The organism is Inhella crocodyli, from assembly GCF_004004565.1.
Lineage (GTDB): Bacteria > Pseudomonadota > Gammaproteobacteria > Burkholderiales > Burkholderiaceae_C > Inhella > Inhella crocodyli.
Map to the genome: position 1 here is coordinate 1,573,228 of NZ_SACM01000001.1, position 16,034 is coordinate 1,589,261.

At 70.3% G+C, this 16,034-nt stretch carries 15 protein-coding genes and 1 riboswitch; of the genes, 5 read left to right on the forward strand and 10 right to left on the reverse strand.

Annotated elements, in window-relative coordinates; all coding sequences use genetic code 11:
• Window position 1: 1 nt before the first annotated feature.
• On the forward strand, window positions 2-1,258 hold the full coding sequence (locus EOD73_RS07335) for an endonuclease/exonuclease/phosphatase family protein (protein WP_127682227.1): 1,257 nt from the start codon (window positions 2-4) through the stop codon (window positions 1,256-1,258).
• A 694-nt stretch (window positions 1,259-1,952) separates the two neighbouring features.
• On the opposite strand, the gene EOD73_RS07340 is transcribed toward EOD73_RS07335, so the two are convergent.
• Window positions 1,953-2,987 carry an NADP-dependent oxidoreductase gene (locus tag EOD73_RS07340; RefSeq protein ID WP_127682228.1) on the reverse strand — a complete coding sequence of 345 codons (1,035 nt, stop codon included), beginning with the start codon at window positions 2,985-2,987 and terminating at the stop codon, window positions 1,953-1,955.
• A gap of 83 nt (window positions 2,988-3,070) precedes the next feature.
• Between EOD73_RS07340 and ylqF the strand changes: the two genes are divergently transcribed.
• Window positions 3,071-4,078, forward strand: a complete 1,008-nt coding sequence (gene ylqF, locus EOD73_RS07345; protein WP_127682229.1) for a ribosome biogenesis GTPase YlqF — start codon at window positions 3,071-3,073, stop codon at window positions 4,076-4,078.
• 9 nt (window positions 4,079-4,087) lie between these two features.
• Here the strand turns inward: ylqF and EOD73_RS07350 are convergent, their stop codons facing one another.
• Together EOD73_RS07350 and EOD73_RS07355 are read right to left on the reverse strand one after the other, a co-directional pair.
• On the reverse strand, window positions 4,088-6,880 hold the full coding sequence (locus EOD73_RS07350) for a sensor domain-containing protein (RefSeq protein ID WP_127682230.1): 2,793 nt from the start codon (window positions 6,878-6,880) through the stop codon (window positions 4,088-4,090).
• Window positions 6,881-6,890: 10 nt separating this feature from the next.
• Window positions 6,891-7,250, reverse strand: coding sequence for a MerR family transcriptional regulator (locus EOD73_RS07355; RefSeq protein ID WP_127682231.1), 360 nt, complete (start codon window positions 7,248-7,250; stop codon window positions 6,891-6,893).
• A 72-nt stretch (window positions 7,251-7,322) separates the two neighbouring features.
• Between EOD73_RS07355 and EOD73_RS07360 the strand changes: the two genes are divergently transcribed.
• Window positions 7,323-7,727 (forward strand): hypothetical protein, encoded by a 405-nt coding sequence (locus EOD73_RS07360; RefSeq protein WP_127682232.1) that lies wholly within the window; start codon window positions 7,323-7,325, stop codon window positions 7,725-7,727.
• On the opposite strand, the gene EOD73_RS07365 is transcribed toward EOD73_RS07360, so the two are convergent.
• The 3 genes from EOD73_RS07365 to EOD73_RS07375 are packed head-to-tail and all read right to left on the reverse strand — an operon-like array spanning window position 7,728 to window position 11,423.
• Window positions 7,728-8,402 carry a Fe2+-dependent dioxygenase gene (locus EOD73_RS07365; RefSeq protein ID WP_127682233.1) on the reverse strand — a complete coding sequence of 225 codons (675 nt, stop codon included), beginning with the start codon at window positions 8,400-8,402 and terminating at the stop codon, window positions 7,728-7,730.
• A 2-nt stretch (window positions 8,403-8,404) separates the two neighbouring features.
• Window positions 8,405-10,630 (reverse strand): TonB-dependent receptor, encoded by a 2,226-nt coding sequence (locus EOD73_RS07370; RefSeq protein WP_127682234.1) that lies wholly within the window; start codon window positions 10,628-10,630, stop codon window positions 8,405-8,407.
• Window positions 10,631-10,685: 55 nt separating this feature from the next.
• Window positions 10,686-11,423: an energy transducer TonB gene (locus EOD73_RS07375; RefSeq protein ID WP_127682235.1), complete on the reverse strand. Its 738-nt coding sequence runs from the start codon at window positions 11,421-11,423 to the stop codon at window positions 10,686-10,688.
• 151 nt (window positions 11,424-11,574) lie between these two features.
• On the opposite strand from EOD73_RS07375, the gene EOD73_RS07380 reads away from it, so the two are divergent.
• A complete protein-coding gene (locus tag EOD73_RS07380; protein WP_127682236.1) occupies window positions 11,575-12,144 on the forward strand; it encodes a thymidine kinase in 570 nt (189 codons plus the stop codon).
• On the forward strand, window positions 12,141-12,512 hold the full coding sequence (locus tag EOD73_RS07385) for a DUF5329 family protein (RefSeq protein ID WP_127682237.1): 372 nt from the start codon (window positions 12,141-12,143) through the stop codon (window positions 12,510-12,512). Before EOD73_RS07380 ends, EOD73_RS07385 begins: the two co-directional genes overlap by 4 nt.
• 11 nt (window positions 12,513-12,523) lie before the next feature.
• Here the strand turns inward: EOD73_RS07385 and EOD73_RS07390 are convergent, their stop codons facing one another.
• The 4 genes from EOD73_RS07390 to EOD73_RS07405 all read right to left on the reverse strand — a co-directional run bounded on the left by EOD73_RS07390 (window position 12,524) and on the right by EOD73_RS07405 (window position 16,024).
• Window positions 12,524-13,294, reverse strand: a complete 771-nt coding sequence (locus tag EOD73_RS07390; RefSeq protein ID WP_127682238.1) for an SDR family NAD(P)-dependent oxidoreductase — start codon at window positions 13,292-13,294, stop codon at window positions 12,524-12,526.
• A 93-nt stretch (window positions 13,295-13,387) separates the two neighbouring features.
• The gene (locus tag EOD73_RS07395; protein WP_127682239.1) at window positions 13,388-15,004 is read right to left on the reverse strand and encodes a sulfatase-like hydrolase/transferase; all 1,617 of its coding nucleotides are present in this window, start codon (window positions 15,002-15,004) and stop codon (window positions 13,388-13,390) included.
• Complete coding sequence (locus EOD73_RS07400; protein WP_127682240.1) at window positions 15,004-15,573, reverse strand: TMEM165/GDT1 family protein; 570 nt, start codon at window positions 15,571-15,573, stop codon at window positions 15,004-15,006. Before EOD73_RS07400 ends, EOD73_RS07395 begins: the two co-directional genes overlap by 1 nt.
• Before the next feature lie 60 nt (window positions 15,574-15,633).
• A riboswitch (yybP-ykoY riboswitch) is annotated at window positions 15,634-15,769 on the reverse strand.
• Between the two features lie 6 nt (window positions 15,770-15,775).
• On the reverse strand, window positions 15,776-16,024 hold the full coding sequence (locus EOD73_RS07405; RefSeq protein ID WP_127682241.1) for a VF530 family protein: 249 nt from the start codon (window positions 16,022-16,024) through the stop codon (window positions 15,776-15,778).
• Window positions 16,025-16,034 lie beyond the last annotated feature (10 nt).

Consider the following 16,034-nt stretch of genomic DNA (forward strand, 5'->3'; position numbering starts at 1 on the left):
CATGCGCCTTGCCTTTGCCCTGACCGCCGCCGCCCTGTCGGGGCTGCTCTCGCACACGGCCGCCGCCGCGCCCCTGAAGGTCGTCACCTGGAACCTGGGCTGGCACCTGAGCCAGGCCGAGACCCGCGACTGGATCGCCGCCTGCAGCGCCCCCTTCGCACTGGACAACGGCACCTGGAAGCCGGCCGCCAGCGCCACGGCCGACACCAAGCCCGGCTGGGAACTGCCTTGGGGCCGCAACGCCCCCGTGCAGTGGGACATCGGCGTGCTGCCGCCCTGCGACATCTACCAGGCCAACCGCGCCGTGGTGCCCATCACCGAAGCCGCCTACGCCACGCGCGTGGCGCGCATCGGCAGCATCGTGCGCGACCAGCTGAAGGCCGATGTGATCGCCTTCCAAGAGGTGAGCGGCGCGCCCGCCGTGCGCGAGCTGCTGGGCCAGGGCTACGACGTCTGCAGCTACGAGGGCCACAAGGTGCAGCGCCTGGCCATCGCCTGGAAGAAGAGCCTGGGCGCCGGCCGCTGCGCGGTCGAGTGGCCGCTGAGCCTGCCGCAGCGTGCGCTGCGCGACCAGGTGCGACCGGGCCTGTCGCTCGCCCTGAACGTGGATGGCAAGCCGCTGAAGGTGCTGACCGTGCACCTGAAGTCGTCCTGCGTCTCGCCCTTCGACGAGCGCGCCGCCGAGGGTCGCGGCCAATTGGACAGCGCCGAGCCGAATTGCGTGTCCTTGCAGCAGCAGCTGGCGCCGCTGGAAGCCTGGGTGGACCGCGAAGCGGCCGACGGCAGCGCGCTGGTGCTGCTGGGCGACTTCAACCGCAACCTGGCCCACGAGGCCAGCGAACCCGGCGACGCGGCGGTCCGCAGCGCCGGCGGCAGCGCCACCGATCCCCACGGCCCCGGCGTGAAGGTGCGCAGCCTGTGGCGCGAGCTGAACGACGGCCAGCCCTTGGCCCTGCGCCTGCTGGACAGCCAGTGCACGTCCGACGTGGACGCCCCGGGCCTGTGCAAGCTGGCCAAGTCGCGCAACCTGGAGCGCGAGCAGATGAACGCGCTGCGCAGCGGCGAGGCCCTGGGCTGCCGCAACCCGCTGGGCCTGGACCACATCGTGGTCGGCGGGCCGGTGCAGGCACCCGAAGGCGCCTTCAAGCACCCCTTGGGGCGTTTGGCCCTGACCCTTGCGGCCAAGGACGGGCGCGAGGCACAGTTGGGGGTGTCGGATCACTGTCCCTTGGGGGCGGTGGTGGAGGTGGGGCGCTAAGACCTCGCCGCTCGCGCTGAGGAGGCGACGCCCGACGATGGGCTCGCTGCTCGGTACAGCCCGCAGGCGCTATCCGCCCTGCACCCGGAGTTCCTTTTGTCTTGCCAAAAGGAACCAAAAGCGCCGCCCCGGCAGCCTCGGCCCCGCCGTTGGCGGGGGTTCCCTGCGCTGCTCGCCAAGCCCGGGTCGCCCTTAACTCGCTGCGTTCGCTTCGCTCGCTGCGCTCAAACAAGCGGGCGAAGTCAGAGCTTGAAGCGCGCTGACGCGCGCGCCGGACTCGGCTGTGCTGCTCGGCTCGTCAAACGGGGCGAACAGCCGAACAGCCAACCGCCGGGAAACGGCGCGACAGGTTGAAGTCCGGGCTGTTCGGCATTCGGCTGCTGGCTGTTCGGCTGTTGCCCCGTTCGGAGGCGCCGAGCAGCGCAGTGCAGGGGGGGCGCACGCGAAGCGTGCCTCGTGAACTGACCCGGGATTGCTGTTTGACCGAAGTGAGCGCAGCGAACGCAGGGAGTTCAATCCCGCAGCCCCCCGGAACGAGCAGCGCAGGGAATCCCTGGCGGAGCCAGGGGCGCTGGAGCCGGGGCCAGCGGTTTTGGTTCCTTTTGCCAAGACAAAAGGAACCCGGGTGCAGGGGGTGGAGCCCCCTGCGGGCTCTCACGAAACGCCGACCCAGCGCCCGCAAGCACCGGCGAAATCAATCCGCCAACTGCAACACCAGCTTGCCGAAGTTCTCGCCCTTGAACAGCTTGGGCAGGGTGGCGGGGAAGTCGGCCACCGTGCCGCGCACCACGTCTTCCTTGCTCTTCATGCGCCCGTCCTTCAGGTAGGCCGCCATCTCGGTGATGGCCTCCATGTAGCGCGGGGCGTAGTCGAAGACCACGATGCCTTCCATGCGGGCGCGGTTCACCAGCAGGCTGAGGTAGTTCTTCGGGCCCTGCACGGCCGTGGTGTTGTTGTACTGGCTGATGGCGCCGCAGATGATGATGCGGGCCTTGCGGTTGATGCGGGTCAGCACCGTGTCGAGGATCTCGCCGCCGACGTTGTCGAAGTAGACGTCGATGCCGTCGGGGCAGTGCTGCTTGAGGCCGTCTTTGACGGAGCCGTTCTTGTAGTCGATGCAAGCGTCGAAGCCGAGCTCCTTCACGACCCACTCGCACTTGGCCTCGCCGCCGGCGATGCCGACCACGCGGCAGCCCTTGATCTTGGCCAGTTGGCCCACCGTCTGGCCCACGGCCCCGGCCGCGCCCGACACCACCACGGTCTCGCCCGCCTTGGGCTGGCCCACGTCCATCAGGCCGAAGTAGCCGGTCATGCCCGGCATGCCCAGCACGTTGAGCCACTGCGTGACCGAGCCCAGGCGGGGGTCGATGCGGGCCAGGCCGGTGCGCTTGATTTGGTCGCCCGGCACCAGGAAGTAGTCCTGCACGCCCGGGCCACCGGTCACGAGCGCGCCCACCGGGAAGGCGGCGTTCTCGCTGGCGATCACGCGGCCGATGCCGCCGGCGCGCATCACGGCGCCGATCTCCACCGGCGGGATGTAGCTCTTGCCCTCGTTCATCCAGCCGCGCATGGCCGGGTCCAGGCTCAGGGCCAGGGTCTGGCACAGCACGCCCCCTTCTTGCGGGGCCGTCACGGCTTCCTCGGTGGCTTGCCAGCACTCGGGGCCGGGCAGGCCGACGGGGCGTTGGGCAAGGCGAATCTGGCGGTTCTTGAGGGTGCTGAGGTCCATGGGCGTCTCCGAGGGGGGCAGCGATCCTAATTCGGCGTCCCGGACAATGCTGTCCTCTCCCCGACACAACGAGCAGGCACCCCGTGGCGATTCAATGGTTCCCCGGCCACATGGCCTTGACGCGCAACGCGATCAAGGACCGGATGAAGGAAGGCATCGACGTCGTGATCGAGATGCTGGACGCCCGCTGCCCGGGCTCCAGCGCCAACCCTATGCTGGCCGAGCTGACGCAGGGCAAGCCGGCCTTGAAGGTGCTGAACAAGCAGGACCTGGCCGACCCGGCGCGCACCGAAGCCTGGCTGGTGCACTACAACGCCACGCCGGGCACGCGCGCCATCGCGATGGACACCAAGCAGATCACGCCGGCCAAGGCCCTGCTGGCCGCTTGCCGCGAACTGGCGCCCACGCGCACCAGCATGGTCAAGCCCCTGCGCCTGCTGATTTGCGGCATCCCCAACGTCGGCAAGAGCACCCTGATCAACGCCCTGATGGGCGGCAAGCGCGCGGCCAAGACGGGCGACGAACCGGGCATCACCAAGGTGGAGCAGAAATTGGTGCTGGCCAAGGACGTGTGGCTGTTCGACACCCCCGGCATGCTGTGGCCGCGCATCAGCATCGAGCAGGCCGGCTACCACCTGGCCGCCAGCGGCGCCGTGGGCCGCAACGCCTTGGACGAAGAAGACGTCGCGCTGGCCCTGATGGAGCGCCTGCGCGCCGACTACCCCGGCTTGGTGGCGGCGCGCTACGCGCTGGCCGACGTGGCGACCTCGACCGACGACGCGCTGCTGACCGCCATCGGCCGCAAGCGCGGCGCCATGCTGCCCGGCGGCCGCGTGAACCTGCAGAAGGCGGCCGAGGTGCTGCTGTACGAGTTCCGCCAGGGCGTGCTGGGGCGCATCACGCTGGAAACGCCCGAGCAGTTCGCAACCTGGGCGGCCGCGGCCGCCGAGCAAGACCGGGCGCGCGAGGCCAAGCGCGCCGAGCGGGCCAAGGCCCGCGCCAAGGGCCCGGCCACGCGGCAGGAGCGCGAGGCCCTGCGGGCCGCAGAGCAGGCCGAAGCCCCCGACCCCGACGAGCCCGGCCCCCGCTGAGGGCGCCGCTCAGGCGGGAACGGCGGCCACCCAGCTCGGGTCGGGCCGCCAGGCTTGGACCCAATCGACCAGGCGCTCGGCGGGCATCGGGCGGGCAATGCCGTAGCCCTGTGCCGCCTCGCAGCCCAGCGCCAGCAACTGGGCGCCGTGCGACACCGTTTCCACCCCTTCGGCGATGACGGCCATGCCAAAGGCCTCGGCCAGGCCCAGGATGCCGCGCAGGATGGCCTGGTCGCCGGCACTGCCCAGCATGTCGCGCACGAAACTCTGGTCGATCTTGATGCCGGCCACGTCCAACTGCCGCAAGTAGGTCAGCGACGAGTAGCCTGTGCCGAAGTCGTCCAGTTCGAAGGCCACGCCCAGGACCTTGCAGGCGTCGATGACCTGCGCGGCCTGTGCCAGGTCGCTCAAGGCGCTGGTTTCGAGGATCTCAAGCGTCAGGTGCGCCGGCCGCACCCGGGGCCGGTCGCGCAGCTGCTGCGCCAAACGCTCGGCGAAGTTCGGCTGCTGCAGGTGCAAGGCGCTGACGTTGACGCTGACGGGCAGGCACAGGCCCTCGTCCAACCAGCGCTCGTGCTGGGCCAGGGCGGTGCGCACGACCCAGTCGCCCAGGTCCACCGCCAAAGACTCGCCCTCCAGCTGGGGCAAGAAGGCGCCGGGGGGCAACAGGCCCCGCTCGGGGTGCCGCCAACGGATCAGGGCCTCGGCCCCCATGACTGCCCCGGTGCGCAGGTTCACCTTGGGCTGGAAGTGCAGCACGAACTCCTCGCGCTCGAGCGCCTCGCGCAGGCGCACCAAGGAGGCGTGGTGCTCGCGCGTGTTCGAGTCGTGCAGCGCGTCGAACACGGCGTGCCGGTTCTTGCCCGCCAACTTCGCTTGGTACATCGCCTGGTCGGCCTGGCGCAGCAGCTGGTCGGGCGCCACCGGCTCGGACTGGGGGAAGTGCGTGACGCCGATGCTGGCCGACACGTGCAGGCTCAGGCCGGCGATGGAAAACTCCTCGGCCGCCACCCGCAGCATGCGCCCCAGCAAGGGGTCGGCGGCGGCGGGGCTTTCGAGGTCGATGAGCACGGCCACGAACTCGTCGCCACCGATCCGGGCCAAGGTGTCGCCCTCGCGCAGCACGTCGTGCATGCGGTGGGCCAAGATCACCAGCAGCTTGTCACCCACGGCGTGGCCATGGCGGTCGTTGACGACCTTGAAGCCGTCGAGGTCGAGGTAGGCGATGGCCACCGACTTGCCCCGCCGCGCTGCCTGGGTGAGGGCCTGCTGAAGGCGGTCGGCCAGCAGCAGGCGGTTGGGCAGGCCGGTGAGGGCGTCGTAGTGGGCGATGTGCTCGAGCTCCGCCTGGTACTTCTTCAGTGCCGTGATGTCGGAGAACAGCGCGACGTAGTGCTGCAGGTGCCCCTGCGGGCTGTGCACGGCGCTGATGGTCAGCATCTCGGCGTACACCTCGCCGCTCTTGCGGCGGTTCCAGATCTCGCCGGACCAGGCCCCGCCCTCGCGCAGGCCGGCCCACATCGCGCGGTAGAAGTCGTCGCCTTGCCGGCCGGAGCTGAGAAAGCGCGGGTTGCGCCCCAGCGCTTCGTCCCGCGTGTAGCCGGTGATGCGGGTGAAGGCCTCGTTGACGTCGAGGATGTCCCCATGGGGATCGGTGACCATGATGGCCTCGCGCGCGTGCTGGAACACGCGGCCGGCCAATTGCAACTTTTCCTCGGCCTCGTGCCGCTCGGTCACGTCGCGGGCGATGAACACGAACCGCCGGTCGGCGGGATCGGGTGTGGCCATCGGTGCCACCGACAGCTCGAACCAGCGGCGCCCCTGGGGCAGGTCGAGCGCGTAGCGCTGGCCCACCGAATGTCCGTCCCGCGCCGCCTCTTCGATGGCCCGGTGGCACACCGCCGCCGGCTCGGGCGGCAGGACGTCGGCCAGGCGGCGCCCGAGAAACACCTCAGGGGGCGCGGCCAGCAAGTCCCCGCGAAACGAGTGGTAATGGTGAATGCGCCCGTCCACCCCGATCTCGAACAGCAAGTCAGGCAAGGCGTCCAGGGTGGCCTGAAGGCGTTGGCGGGAGGCCATGACCTCTTGCTCGGCCACCTTGCGCGCCGTCAGGTCTTGGAAGGTGCCACGCAGGAACTGGGCCTGCCCCGCCGCATCTCGCACGAACTCGCCGCGGGCTTCGATCCAGCGCCATTCGCCGTCCGTGGGACGCACGATGCGGTACGTCCAGCAAAACTGGTCGTCTTCGGCCACCGCCCGCTCGAAGTGGGCGTTCAGCGCGGGCCAGTCGTCGGGGTGCACCAGCGCTTGCCACTGCGCCAAGGTCAAAGGGCGGCCGCTGGGCACGCCGATCAGGTGCTCGGCGATGGGCGACACCGTCCAGTGCTGGGCCGCCACGTCCAGTTCGTAGTGCCCCAGGCCCGCGATCTCTTGCGCCTGCTCCAACTGCGCCTGGGTGGCGAGCAAGGCCGCCTCGTGCGCCTGCGCCGTTCGCAAGGAGGCATTGACCTCGTTCACCAGGCGACGGATCAAGCCGAACAGCAGCACCGAGGTCAGGCCCACGAAGAGCCAGCCCTTGACCATGCTGATGCGCGCCATGGCGTCGGCGTCGCTGATCAACCAGGCCAAGAGGCTGTCCGAGCCCCCGATCCACAAGCCGGCGAAGCCGGCGTACAGCAGCACGATGCGCCACACCTCGCGGGAGGCCACCGTCGACCACGGCGTGGCAGGGGGCTGCGGGGATTCCCAGGCCTTCATCGCCTGGCCTTCGTGGTCCATCGCGGTGGCTTGCTGGGTTGGCATCGGCCCCTCCTCACACCGCCCGGACGCCCATGGGGCAGTCTTGGTCCAGGCGCTCTGACAAGCCCTGGCGCAAGGCCTGCAGCGCCACGATGCGCTGGTCGATCTCGGCGAGCTTGGCGCGCAGCACGCGCTGCAGGGCCGGTGCGGGGTCGGGGTGCTGCCACACCGCCGGCAGTTCCTGGGCGATGTCCCGCAGACTGAAGCCGAGCTGCTGGGCCGCCCGGATGTAACCCACCAGCAGCGCCGTTTCGGGCGCGTAATGCCGGTAGCCGTTGGGCCGCCGCTGGGCGCGGATCAGGCCACGCCGCTCGTAGAAGCGCAGGGCGTCGCACGACACCCCGCTGGCTTTCGCCAACTCGCCGATTTGCATCGCTGTCTCCCTTGACCTTGGAGCGTACTCCAGGCTTGAGACTGCCGGCCATCGTCGTTTTCGGAGCCCTCCATGCCCCTCGCCGTGTACCTGAAATGGGTGCGCGCCAGCGCCTTGTACGACCTGCTGGTGACCTGGCCCTTTGCCCTGCCCTGGACCTTCGCCTGGGTCTACGCCCAGTTGCATGCGCTGGACCTGGCCTGGGGCCTGCCGGGCGCCATGCCCCCGCTGGACCCCTTGCACCTGCTCTTGGCCAACCTGCTCGGTTCCGTGGTGGTGGTCTGGTCGCTGGCGCGCTGGACCGCGCCCTCGCTGCGCCTGGGTCGGCTGGACGCCGCAGCGCGCTTGATGTTTGCAAGCTGGCAGGTGCACGCCGTGCTGCAGGGCGCCAGCGCCATCGTGCTGGGCTTCACCGCCTTCGAGCTGGCCTTTGGGGGGGTGCAACTGCAGCGCGTGCGCGCTGAGAACGACGCTTGATCAGGTGTCGGCCCACATCCTCAGCAGGTGGTGGTAAGTGCCCATCAGGGCCACCGCCTCGGCGCTCTCACCGTCGCGCTCGCGCAGCGCCGTGAGGGCGCGGTCGAGGTTGAACAGCAGCTCGCGCTGCTCGGGCGCGCGCACCAGGCTTTCGACCCAGAAGAAGCTCGCCAGGCGCTCGCCGCGCGTGACTGGCTCCACCCGGTGCACGGTGTGACCCAGGTACAGCACGGCGTCGCCGGCGCGGCCTTTGACGCGGAAGGTTTGGCCGCCCAGTTCGGTGACCAGCTCGCCGCCCTCGTAGTCCTCGGGCTCGCTGAAGAACAGGGTGCAGCTGAGGTCGGAGCGCAAGCGCAGGCCCTCGCGGCTGCGGATGCCCTGGTCCACGTGGTCGCCGTAGGTTTGCCCGCCGACGTAGCGGTTGAAGGCCGGTGGCCAGATCTTCTTGGGCAGCGCCGCGCTGAAGAACAGCAGGTGCCGCTCCATCGCGGCCAGCACCAGCCGTTGCAGATGCTGCGTGAGCGGGTGCGCCGGGTCGAGCTGGGCGTTGTCCTTGACCTGGGCCGACTGGCGGCCGGCGGTGTGCCGGCCCCCCGTCCAAGCGCCGGCGGCCAGCCACGCGCGGGCCTGCCCCAGCTCGTCGGGCGTCAAGACATGGGGCAGGGTGATCAGCATGGTCAGAAGGTGTAGCTGCCGGTGACTTGGAACAGGCGCCCGGCCCCGGGGATGTAGTGGCCGGCGTACAGCGCGTCGGCGTACAACTTGTTGGTGAAGTTGCTCAGGTTGGCCTTGAACACCAGGGGCGCGCCGCTGACTTTGTACTCCGCCATCAGGTCGCCCGTCACCCAGCCCTTGGCGTAGTAGCCAGGGTTGCGGATGGGCTGCATGCCGCTGCGGGCGGTGAGGCCGCCGCCCACCCGCCACTGCGGCGTGAGCTGGTAGGTCGTCCAGACCGAGCCGCTGTGCTGCGGGGTGAGCGAGGGGCGATCGCCCGCGATCTCACCGCCGGTGGCGCTGCTGACGTCGATCTTGGCCACCGGCAGCCAGCTGTACGAGGCAAAGGCGTCCCAGGCGGGCGACAGCTTGCCGGCCAACTCGATCTCGAAGCCGGCCACGTGGCGCTTGCCGGAGAGGGTCACGATGTTGAGCAGCGGGTCGGTGTTGCGTTCGTGCAGCTTGGTGGCGCGGAACACGGCGGTACGCACGCTGAAGCGGCCGTCGGCCGAGTCCCACTTGGCGCCGGCCTCGACGTTCAGGGCCTCTTCGGGCGGGATGTTGACGTTGGCGGCCGACAGCGAGTAGGCGTCGCCCGAGGTGTTGAACGAGGTCGCGGCCGACAGGTGGAAGCTCCATTGCGGGTCCGGCTGGAACAGCAGGCCGGTGCGGTAGCTCCATTCGCCGATCTTCATCCGGTAGCGGGTGGTCGTCACCGGCGAGCTGGCGTTGGTCGGCACGGTGAAGGCGTCGTAGTCGCCCTTCAAGCTGTCGTAGCGCAGGCCCAGCAGCAGCTTGGTCGTCGGGGTGATCGACACCAGGTCTTGCAGGTACGCGCCCCAACCGGTGGACACATAAGCGTTGCCCACGCGGAAGGTGCGCAAGCTCTCGTCGATGCTGGCGCCATCGTTCGGGGCGCCCAGGGTGGTGGTGGGTTTGACGGGCACCACGCCGCCCTGCGCCGCACTGATAGCGGCGTAGACCTTCTTTTCTTCGCGGGCCACATCAAAGCCCGCTTGCACTTGGTGCTTCATGCCGGCAACCTGGAAGCTGCCGTTGAAGTCGCTTTGCACGAACAGGTTGTCCATGTCCTGGACCTTGAGCTGCGTGCCGCGGTTGATGACCGAGTTGGCATTGAGCGTGGCCAGGGTCACGGTCTGGCGGTCGGGCTGCAAGGCGGCCGCGGCGAAACGCACGGTTCCGGCGCGCTGGTCGCGCTCGTACGCGCCCTTGCGGATCTTGGTCACCCATTCAGCCTGTGGGCTGAAGCGATGCGTGTGTGCCAAGGTCAAGGTGCTGGCGCTGCCGGCGTTGCGGTCGCTGGCCAGGCCGTAATAGGTGCTGGGGTCCACCGGCAGCAAGGTCGTGGCGGCCACGGGCGCGCTGGCCGTTGGGCGGATGAAGGGCATGCCGTAGTTCATGCCGTTGTCGTTGTCCAGGTGGTAGGCCGTGACCTGGAACTCGTCCCGCTCGCCGATGCCGGTGCGCCAGCTGGCGGCCACGCCGCGCTTGCTCAGCGACGAGCCGGCGCCGTTGTTGTCGGCCTCGGTGACCATGGTGCCAATGCGCACGGCGCTGCTCTCGCCCACGCGCAGGTTGAAATCCCCCACGGCACGGACGTGGCCGTGGCTGCCCACGGTCACGTCCACGGTGCTGCGGTCGAGCAGGCGCGGCGCCTTGTTCACCTGGTTCACGGCGCCACCGGTGGAGCCGCGGCCGAACAGCATCGAGGCCGAGCCGCGCAGCACCTCCATGCGCTCGTAGTTGAAGGTGTCGCGCTCGTAGAAGGCCGGGTCGCGCATGCCGTCGACGAACACGTCGCCCGTGGCCTGCAGCGGGAAGCCGCGCAGGCGGATGTCCTCTTCACCGCCCTCGGCCGCCAGGAAGCTGATGCCCGCGGTTTGCTTGAGCGCGTCTTTCAGGGTGTCGAGGTTGCGGTCGTCGATCAGGCGCTCGGTCACCACGCTGATGGACTGGGGGAGGTCGCGCAGCTCTTGCTTGCCCTTGCCGATTTGCGTTTCCGTGGCCTGGACGCTGTCTTTGCTTTCGGGCTCTTTGGCGGCCTTGGCCTTGACGGTGGGCAGGGCCTTGTCGGTGGCATTGGGCAGCGGTGCGGTCTGCGCCAAAGCGCCCAGGCTCAGGCCAAAGCCGGCGGCCAGCGCGCCGAGGGGGAGGGTCGGTTTCTTCATGGGGAGCGGGGGAACAGGGAAATAGGGATCGAGGGAGAAAAGGGGCGGCGCCGGCTCACTCGAGCTCGTACTCGAGCGTGGCCTGGGCCACGACCTCGATGGCGCGACCGTCTTCGAGGTAGGGCGCGATGCGCGCGGCCTGCATGGCCTCGCGGGCTTGGGCGTCCAGGCGGGCAAAGCCCGAGCTGCGAAGCAGTTGGATGTCGCGCGGGCGGCCCTCGGTGTCGAAGACCACGCGCAGCAGCACGCGGCCGTGCTCGCCGGCGCGGCGCGACAGGCGGGGCACCTCGACGGCCGGCTCCACGCGGTAGCGCAGGCTGCCGGCCGCCACCGGCTTGGGGCCGGGCGGCGGGGCCGCCACGGCGCGGATGGGTGCGGCCTCGGTCGCCGCCACCGCAGCGGCGGGCGGCGGGGGCGAGGCATTCGTCTCGCGCGTTGCGGCCGCCGGGGTGAACTCGGGCAGGGGCGGCACGGGCGCCGGGCTCACGGGCAGGGAGGGCAGCTCGGTGCGCGGCATGGCGGGACGGGGCGCGGCCGCAGGGGGGGCGTCGGCCGGGAGCAGGCTCACCGCCAGGGCCGGGGTTTGGATCTTGGCCACCACGTGGCGACCGGCCTGCCACAGCAGGGCCAGGGCCAGCAGGTGCAAGGCCAACACCAGCAAGGCGGCGCCGCGCCGGGCCGGCGCCGGCGCCCAACGCGCGCTCGGCACGAAGGGCGCCGCGGCGGCCGTGACAACGCTGGCCGAACCGCGGGGCGGTGGAGGCAATGGCAGGGACAGGTGGGCGGCGGTCATGGCAGGCGGACGCGGTGGCGGTCGGGAGCGTCAGTGTATCGGTAATGCGAACGATTCGCATTTGTCTTCTTCTTGCCGTTGCCGCGCCGCGACGGCGCCAAGCGCCCTGGACAATCGCGCCCTTTCTCCAACGCCTCCCCTTTCTCCAACGATGGCCAAACTCTTCTGGCGCTACGGCGCCATGGCCGCCGGCAAGACCCTGGCCTTGCTGGGCGTGGCCCACAACTACGAGCGCCTGGGGCGCAGCGTGGTCATCTACACCGCCGCCATCGACGACCGCTACGGCGAGGGCACGGTCGGCACGCGCCTGGGCCTGCAGCGCCCGGCGCGCACCTTCGCGCCCGACACGGTGTTCGCGGCCGACGACATCCCGGCCGGCACCGCCTGCGTGCTGATCGACGAGGCCCAGTTCTTGACGACCGAGCAGGTGCGGCAGTTGCACCGCATCGCCGTGCTGCACGGCGTGCCCGTGATCGGCTACGGCCTGCGCACCGACTTTTTGGGCAACGGATTCGAAGGCGCTGCCGCCCTCGGCCTGCTGGCCGACCAGGTGGAAGAGTTGAAAACCGTGTGCGCCTGCGGCCGCAAGGCCAGCTTCAACATGCGGGTGGACGGCAACGGCCGCCGCGTGAACGAGGGCGAGCAGGTGTCGATCGGTGGCGACGCGTCTTACATCGCCGTGTGCCCGTTCCGCTTCTACACGGACGCTTGCAAGCCATGACGCGCCGGGCGCTGCTCTTGCCCGCCCTGCTCCTGACCACCGCCGCTGGGGCCGGGCCGACGCCGGCCCCGGTCCGCGCCGAGATCGACGGCCTGATGGCCGAGTTGCGCGCCGGGGCCTGCCGCTTCCAGCGCAACGGCAGTTGGCACGGGCTGGACGAAGCCCAGAAGGTGCTGGCCTACAAGCTGCAAAAGCTCGAGGACCAAACCACCCTGACCCGCACCGAAGACTTCATCGACCAAGCGGCCACGCGCAGCAGCAGCACCGGGCAGGCTTACCAGGTGCAGTGCGGCCAGGGGCCGATCGAGCCCGCCGGGGCCTGGCTGCATGCCGCGCTCAAACGCCTGCGGGCCGCGCGCGCCCGCTGACGCCTTGGGGCCTAGCGCGCCGTGAAGCCCCCGTCGACGACGAACTCCGCGCCCGTGACGAACTTGGACTCCTCGCTGGCCAGGTAAACGGCGCACCAGGCGATGTCGTCGGGCTCGCCCATGCGACCCAGCGGGTGCGCCGCGCCCGCGGCCGCCTTGGCGGCTTCCAGGTCCGGGCTCACGGCCTTCAGGTGGTTTTCCACCATCGGCGTCCAGATGTAGCCCGGGTGGATGGAGTTCACGCGGATCTGCTCGGGCGCGTACTGCATCGCGTCGTTCTTCGTCATCAGGCGCACGGCGCCCTTGGACGCGTGGTACGGCGGCACCGAGGCCAGCCCCACCAGCCCGGCGATGGACGACAGGTTGACGATGCTGCCGCGGCCGGCGCGCCGCAGGTGCGGAATGGCGTGCTTGGTGCCGAAGAACACGCCCTTGACGTTGACCGCCTGCACCCGGTCCCACTCGGCCTCGGTGGTTTCGTGCGTCGGTTTGCTGAGCCCCGCGATGCCGGCGTTGTTGACGAGCACGTGCAGGCCGCCGAAGTGCGCGGCCGCCGCGTCCAACGCGGCCTGCACCTGGGTTTCGATGGCCACGTCGCAGTGCCAGTAAGCCGCGCGGCGCCCCTGCGACTGCAAACGCTGCACCAGGGCTTGGCCCTCGGCGTCCAGCACGTCGAGCACGGCCACGGCCGCGCCCTCGTCGCTGAAGCGCTGCACGCACGCAGCGCCGATGCCCAACGCGCCGCCCGTGATGGCGGCCACCTTGCCTTGCAGTCGATCCATGCCCGTCTCCTCGTCCACCCAGGGAGGGTGGCGTGAGTTCAGACTAGGGGCTTCGGCGGACGCCCGTCTTGACGCGGCGCAAGGCCGCTGAGGTCAGGGGCCGACGGCGACTTGGCAGGCGGGCGTCCAAGGCGATGGCGCGGTGCGCGCCCAATCGTCCCACTTCGGCGGTGGCTGCCAGAGGTAATCCGCGCTGAGCAGGCTCTGCGCCCCGACGCGACCGCGCCAGGCCAGGCCCAGCACATCGGCCATCAAGGGGGCCCACCAATCGGAGCGAAACGGCCGCTCGCCCAGCCCATTTGGCCATGGCCCCTGGTCGGCGCTGCGCCACAGCAGCAAGGGGATGCGGTACCCCGAGGCCGTTCCCGGGCTGTGGCCGGCGTGGTTCGTGGTGTGCCCCACCTCCTGGCCGTGGTCCGACACGTACAGCCAAGTGGCACGGCCCGACGCGCCAGCCGCCCGCGCGGTCGCTTCCAAGCTGGCCGCCACCACGCCCTCGTGAAAGCGCACGGCCGCGTCGTAGTCGTCGCGCTGCGCACGCAGCCACGCCGGTCGGCGCCAGGCACGAAGCTGGCAGTTCACCGCGTCGTCGGATTCATCGAACAGGCCTTGGCCCACCGGGAAGCGCAGGTGGTAATGCTGGTGCGCGCCCAGCAGGTGCAGCACCACCAGCTTGCGCGGCGACGGGTCGGCCAGGGCGGCGTCCAAGGCGGGCAGAACCACGTCGTCCAAGGCGCGGGTGCTGCGGCCGGGCACGCGGTTCAACAGCCGCAGTTCATCGGCCATGCGGCCGTGCTGGTTCTTCACGGCCAGGTCGTCGTGGTTGCTGACCCACCAGACCTTGTAGCCGGCAGCGCGTGCCAAGGCCAGCAGGTGCTGCTCGCCTTGGGAGCCTGTGCGCCACATGGCCTCCAGGGCCGGCACCGTGCTGGCCTCGGTGGACCAAGCCTCCTGCACCCGCGCCCATTGCGCGCCCCACCGCACCTGCTGCGCCAGCAGGGTGGGCGTGGTGGCACGGGGGTAACCGTAGAGCTGCAAGTTGTCGCGGTTGACGCTGTCGGTCAGCACCACCACCACGGTGGCGGGGCCGTCGCGCGTCACCTGAACCGTGGACAGCGCGTGACGGTGCCAAGCCTCCCGCGCGCCCTCCAAACGCTGCCAGTCGCCCTGCAGGCCCGCCACCTCGGCGGCCCAATGCGCCCAAAAGACCGTGGGCAGCCAACGGCGAGATGGCTTGAGGGTCACCGGCAGCAGGGCCAGCACCAGCAAGGCCACCAGCCAAGTGCGCGACTGAGGGGCGACGGGCGGCGTCCCGCGCAAGCCCAGCACCACGGCCGCCACCGACCCCAGAGCGCCGAGCAGCCACGGCCCTGCCTGCCAAGCGTGGGCGCGCAGGTACTCGGCCGTCTCCTCGCCCGTGGCGTTGGCCACCGCCGTCAGCACGACGCTGCTGTCGGGCGCGGCGCCGTAGAAGCGCAGCAGGTAAGCGCGCAACCAGGCATCCAGCACGAAGCTGCTCAACCACAGGCCCACGGCCCAGGCGCGGAGCCCGCGGCCCCGCGACAGGGGCCAGCACCACAGCACCCACGCGGGCGACAGCAGCCACGCCATCTGCACCGCGCGCCAGGGCGCGTGGCCCAGTGCCAAGGCGGCCAAAGGCACACCGAACACCAGCAGGGCCGGCAGCCACCGCGCCCGCGTGGCCCCCATCACCACGGCAAGCCGCCCACCAGCGTGACCCCGCCCACCACCGCAAAGATGCCCGCGGCGATGGCGTGCACCAGCTTCATCGACAACTTGCGCGCGATGGCCTCGCCCATGAAGACGGCCGGCACGTTGGCGAGCATCATGCCCAGGGTGGTGCCCGCCACCACGGCCCACCACTCGGGGTAACGGGCCGCCAGTGCCACGGTGGCGATCTGCGTCTTGTCGCCCATCTCGGCCAGGAAGAACGCCAGCACGGTGGTGAAGAACACGCCCCAATGGCGGTCGCTGCCGGGCACCTCGTCGTCGACCTGGTCGGGCACCAGCATCCACACGGCCATGGCCAAGAAGGAGCCGCCCAGCACCCAGCGCAGCAGCTCGGGCCCGAGGGCGTGGGCCACCCAGGCACCCACGGCACCGGCCAGCGCGTGGTTCAACACGGTGGCCAGCAAGATGCCGGCCACGATGGGCCAGGGCTTGCGGTACTTGGCGGCCAGCACGATGGCCAGCAGTTGGGTTTTGTCCCCCATTTCACCCAGGGCCACGACCCCGGTGGAGACAAGAAAAGCTTCCATGACCGAACACTCCAAGGACCTGCGGACGCAATGACCACGCGCCGCCCGGTCCTCACCGGCGGCATGTGGTCAAAGGTCTTGCCAGGCCAGGGCTTCCACCCCGAGCTGCCTGCGCCAGGGTCTGCGGACCCAGTGTGTTGGCGAAGACCCCGGTGCGCATCGCGCGGCCGGGCGGCTACTCCCCAATGACTCGGCGCGCAGTTTAGTCGCGGGCCTGCTGGCGCCGGGACTCGCGCAGCGTGAACAAGTAAAGGCTTTCCACCTTGGCGCGCGCCCAAGGCGTCTTGCGCAGCATCTTGAGGCTGGAGTTGATGCTGGGATCGACGGCGAAGCACCGCAGCGCGATGCGCTCGGCCAGGCCGTCCCAGCCGTAGTAATCCACCAAGTCCTCCAGCATGCGGGCCAAGGTCAGGCCATGCAGCGGGTCTTTGGAGGCGGCGGGGGTCGTCATCGGGCGATTG

Bases quoted from the DNA above. Each gene is read 5' to 3' on its own strand.
- EOD73_RS07395 (WP_127682239.1), bottom strand. From the start codon at position 15,004: ATGGGGGCCACGCGGGCGCGGTGGCTGCCGGCCCTGCTGGTGTTCGGT.
- EOD73_RS07340 (WP_127682228.1), bottom strand. From the start codon at position 2,987: ATGGACCTCAGCACCCTCAAGAACCGCCAGATTCGCCTTGCCCAACGC.
- EOD73_RS07380 (WP_127682236.1), top strand. From the start codon at position 11,575: ATGGCCAAACTCTTCTGGCGCTACGGCGCCATGGCCGCCGGCAAGACC.
- EOD73_RS07335 (WP_127682227.1), top strand. From the start codon at position 2: ATGCGCCTTGCCTTTGCCCTGACCGCCGCCGCCCTGTCGGGGCTGCTC.
- EOD73_RS07355 (WP_127682231.1), bottom strand. From the start codon at position 7,250: ATGCAAATCGGCGAGTTGGCGAAAGCCAGCGGGGTGTCGTGCGACGCC.
- EOD73_RS07375 (WP_127682235.1), bottom strand. From the start codon at position 11,423: ATGACCGCCGCCCACCTGTCCCTGCCATTGCCTCCACCGCCCCGCGGT.
- EOD73_RS07365 (WP_127682233.1), bottom strand. From the start codon at position 8,402: ATGCTGATCACCCTGCCCCATGTCTTGACGCCCGACGAGCTGGGGCAG.
- EOD73_RS07400 (WP_127682240.1), bottom strand. From the start codon at position 15,573: ATGGAAGCTTTTCTTGTCTCCACCGGGGTCGTGGCCCTGGGTGAAATG.
- EOD73_RS07385 (WP_127682237.1), top strand. From the start codon at position 12,141: ATGACGCGCCGGGCGCTGCTCTTGCCCGCCCTGCTCCTGACCACCGCC.
- EOD73_RS07350 (WP_127682230.1), bottom strand. From the start codon at position 6,880: ATGCCAACCCAGCAAGCCACCGCGATGGACCACGAAGGCCAGGCGATG.
- EOD73_RS07360 (WP_127682232.1), top strand. From the start codon at position 7,323: ATGCCCCTCGCCGTGTACCTGAAATGGGTGCGCGCCAGCGCCTTGTAC.
- EOD73_RS07390 (WP_127682238.1), bottom strand. From the start codon at position 13,294: ATGGATCGACTGCAAGGCAAGGTGGCCGCCATCACGGGCGGCGCGTTG.
- EOD73_RS07405 (WP_127682241.1), bottom strand. From the start codon at position 16,024: ATGACGACCCCCGCCGCCTCCAAAGACCCGCTGCATGGCCTGACCTTG.
- EOD73_RS07370 (WP_127682234.1), bottom strand. From the start codon at position 10,630: ATGAAGAAACCGACCCTCCCCCTCGGCGCGCTGGCCGCCGGCTTTGGC.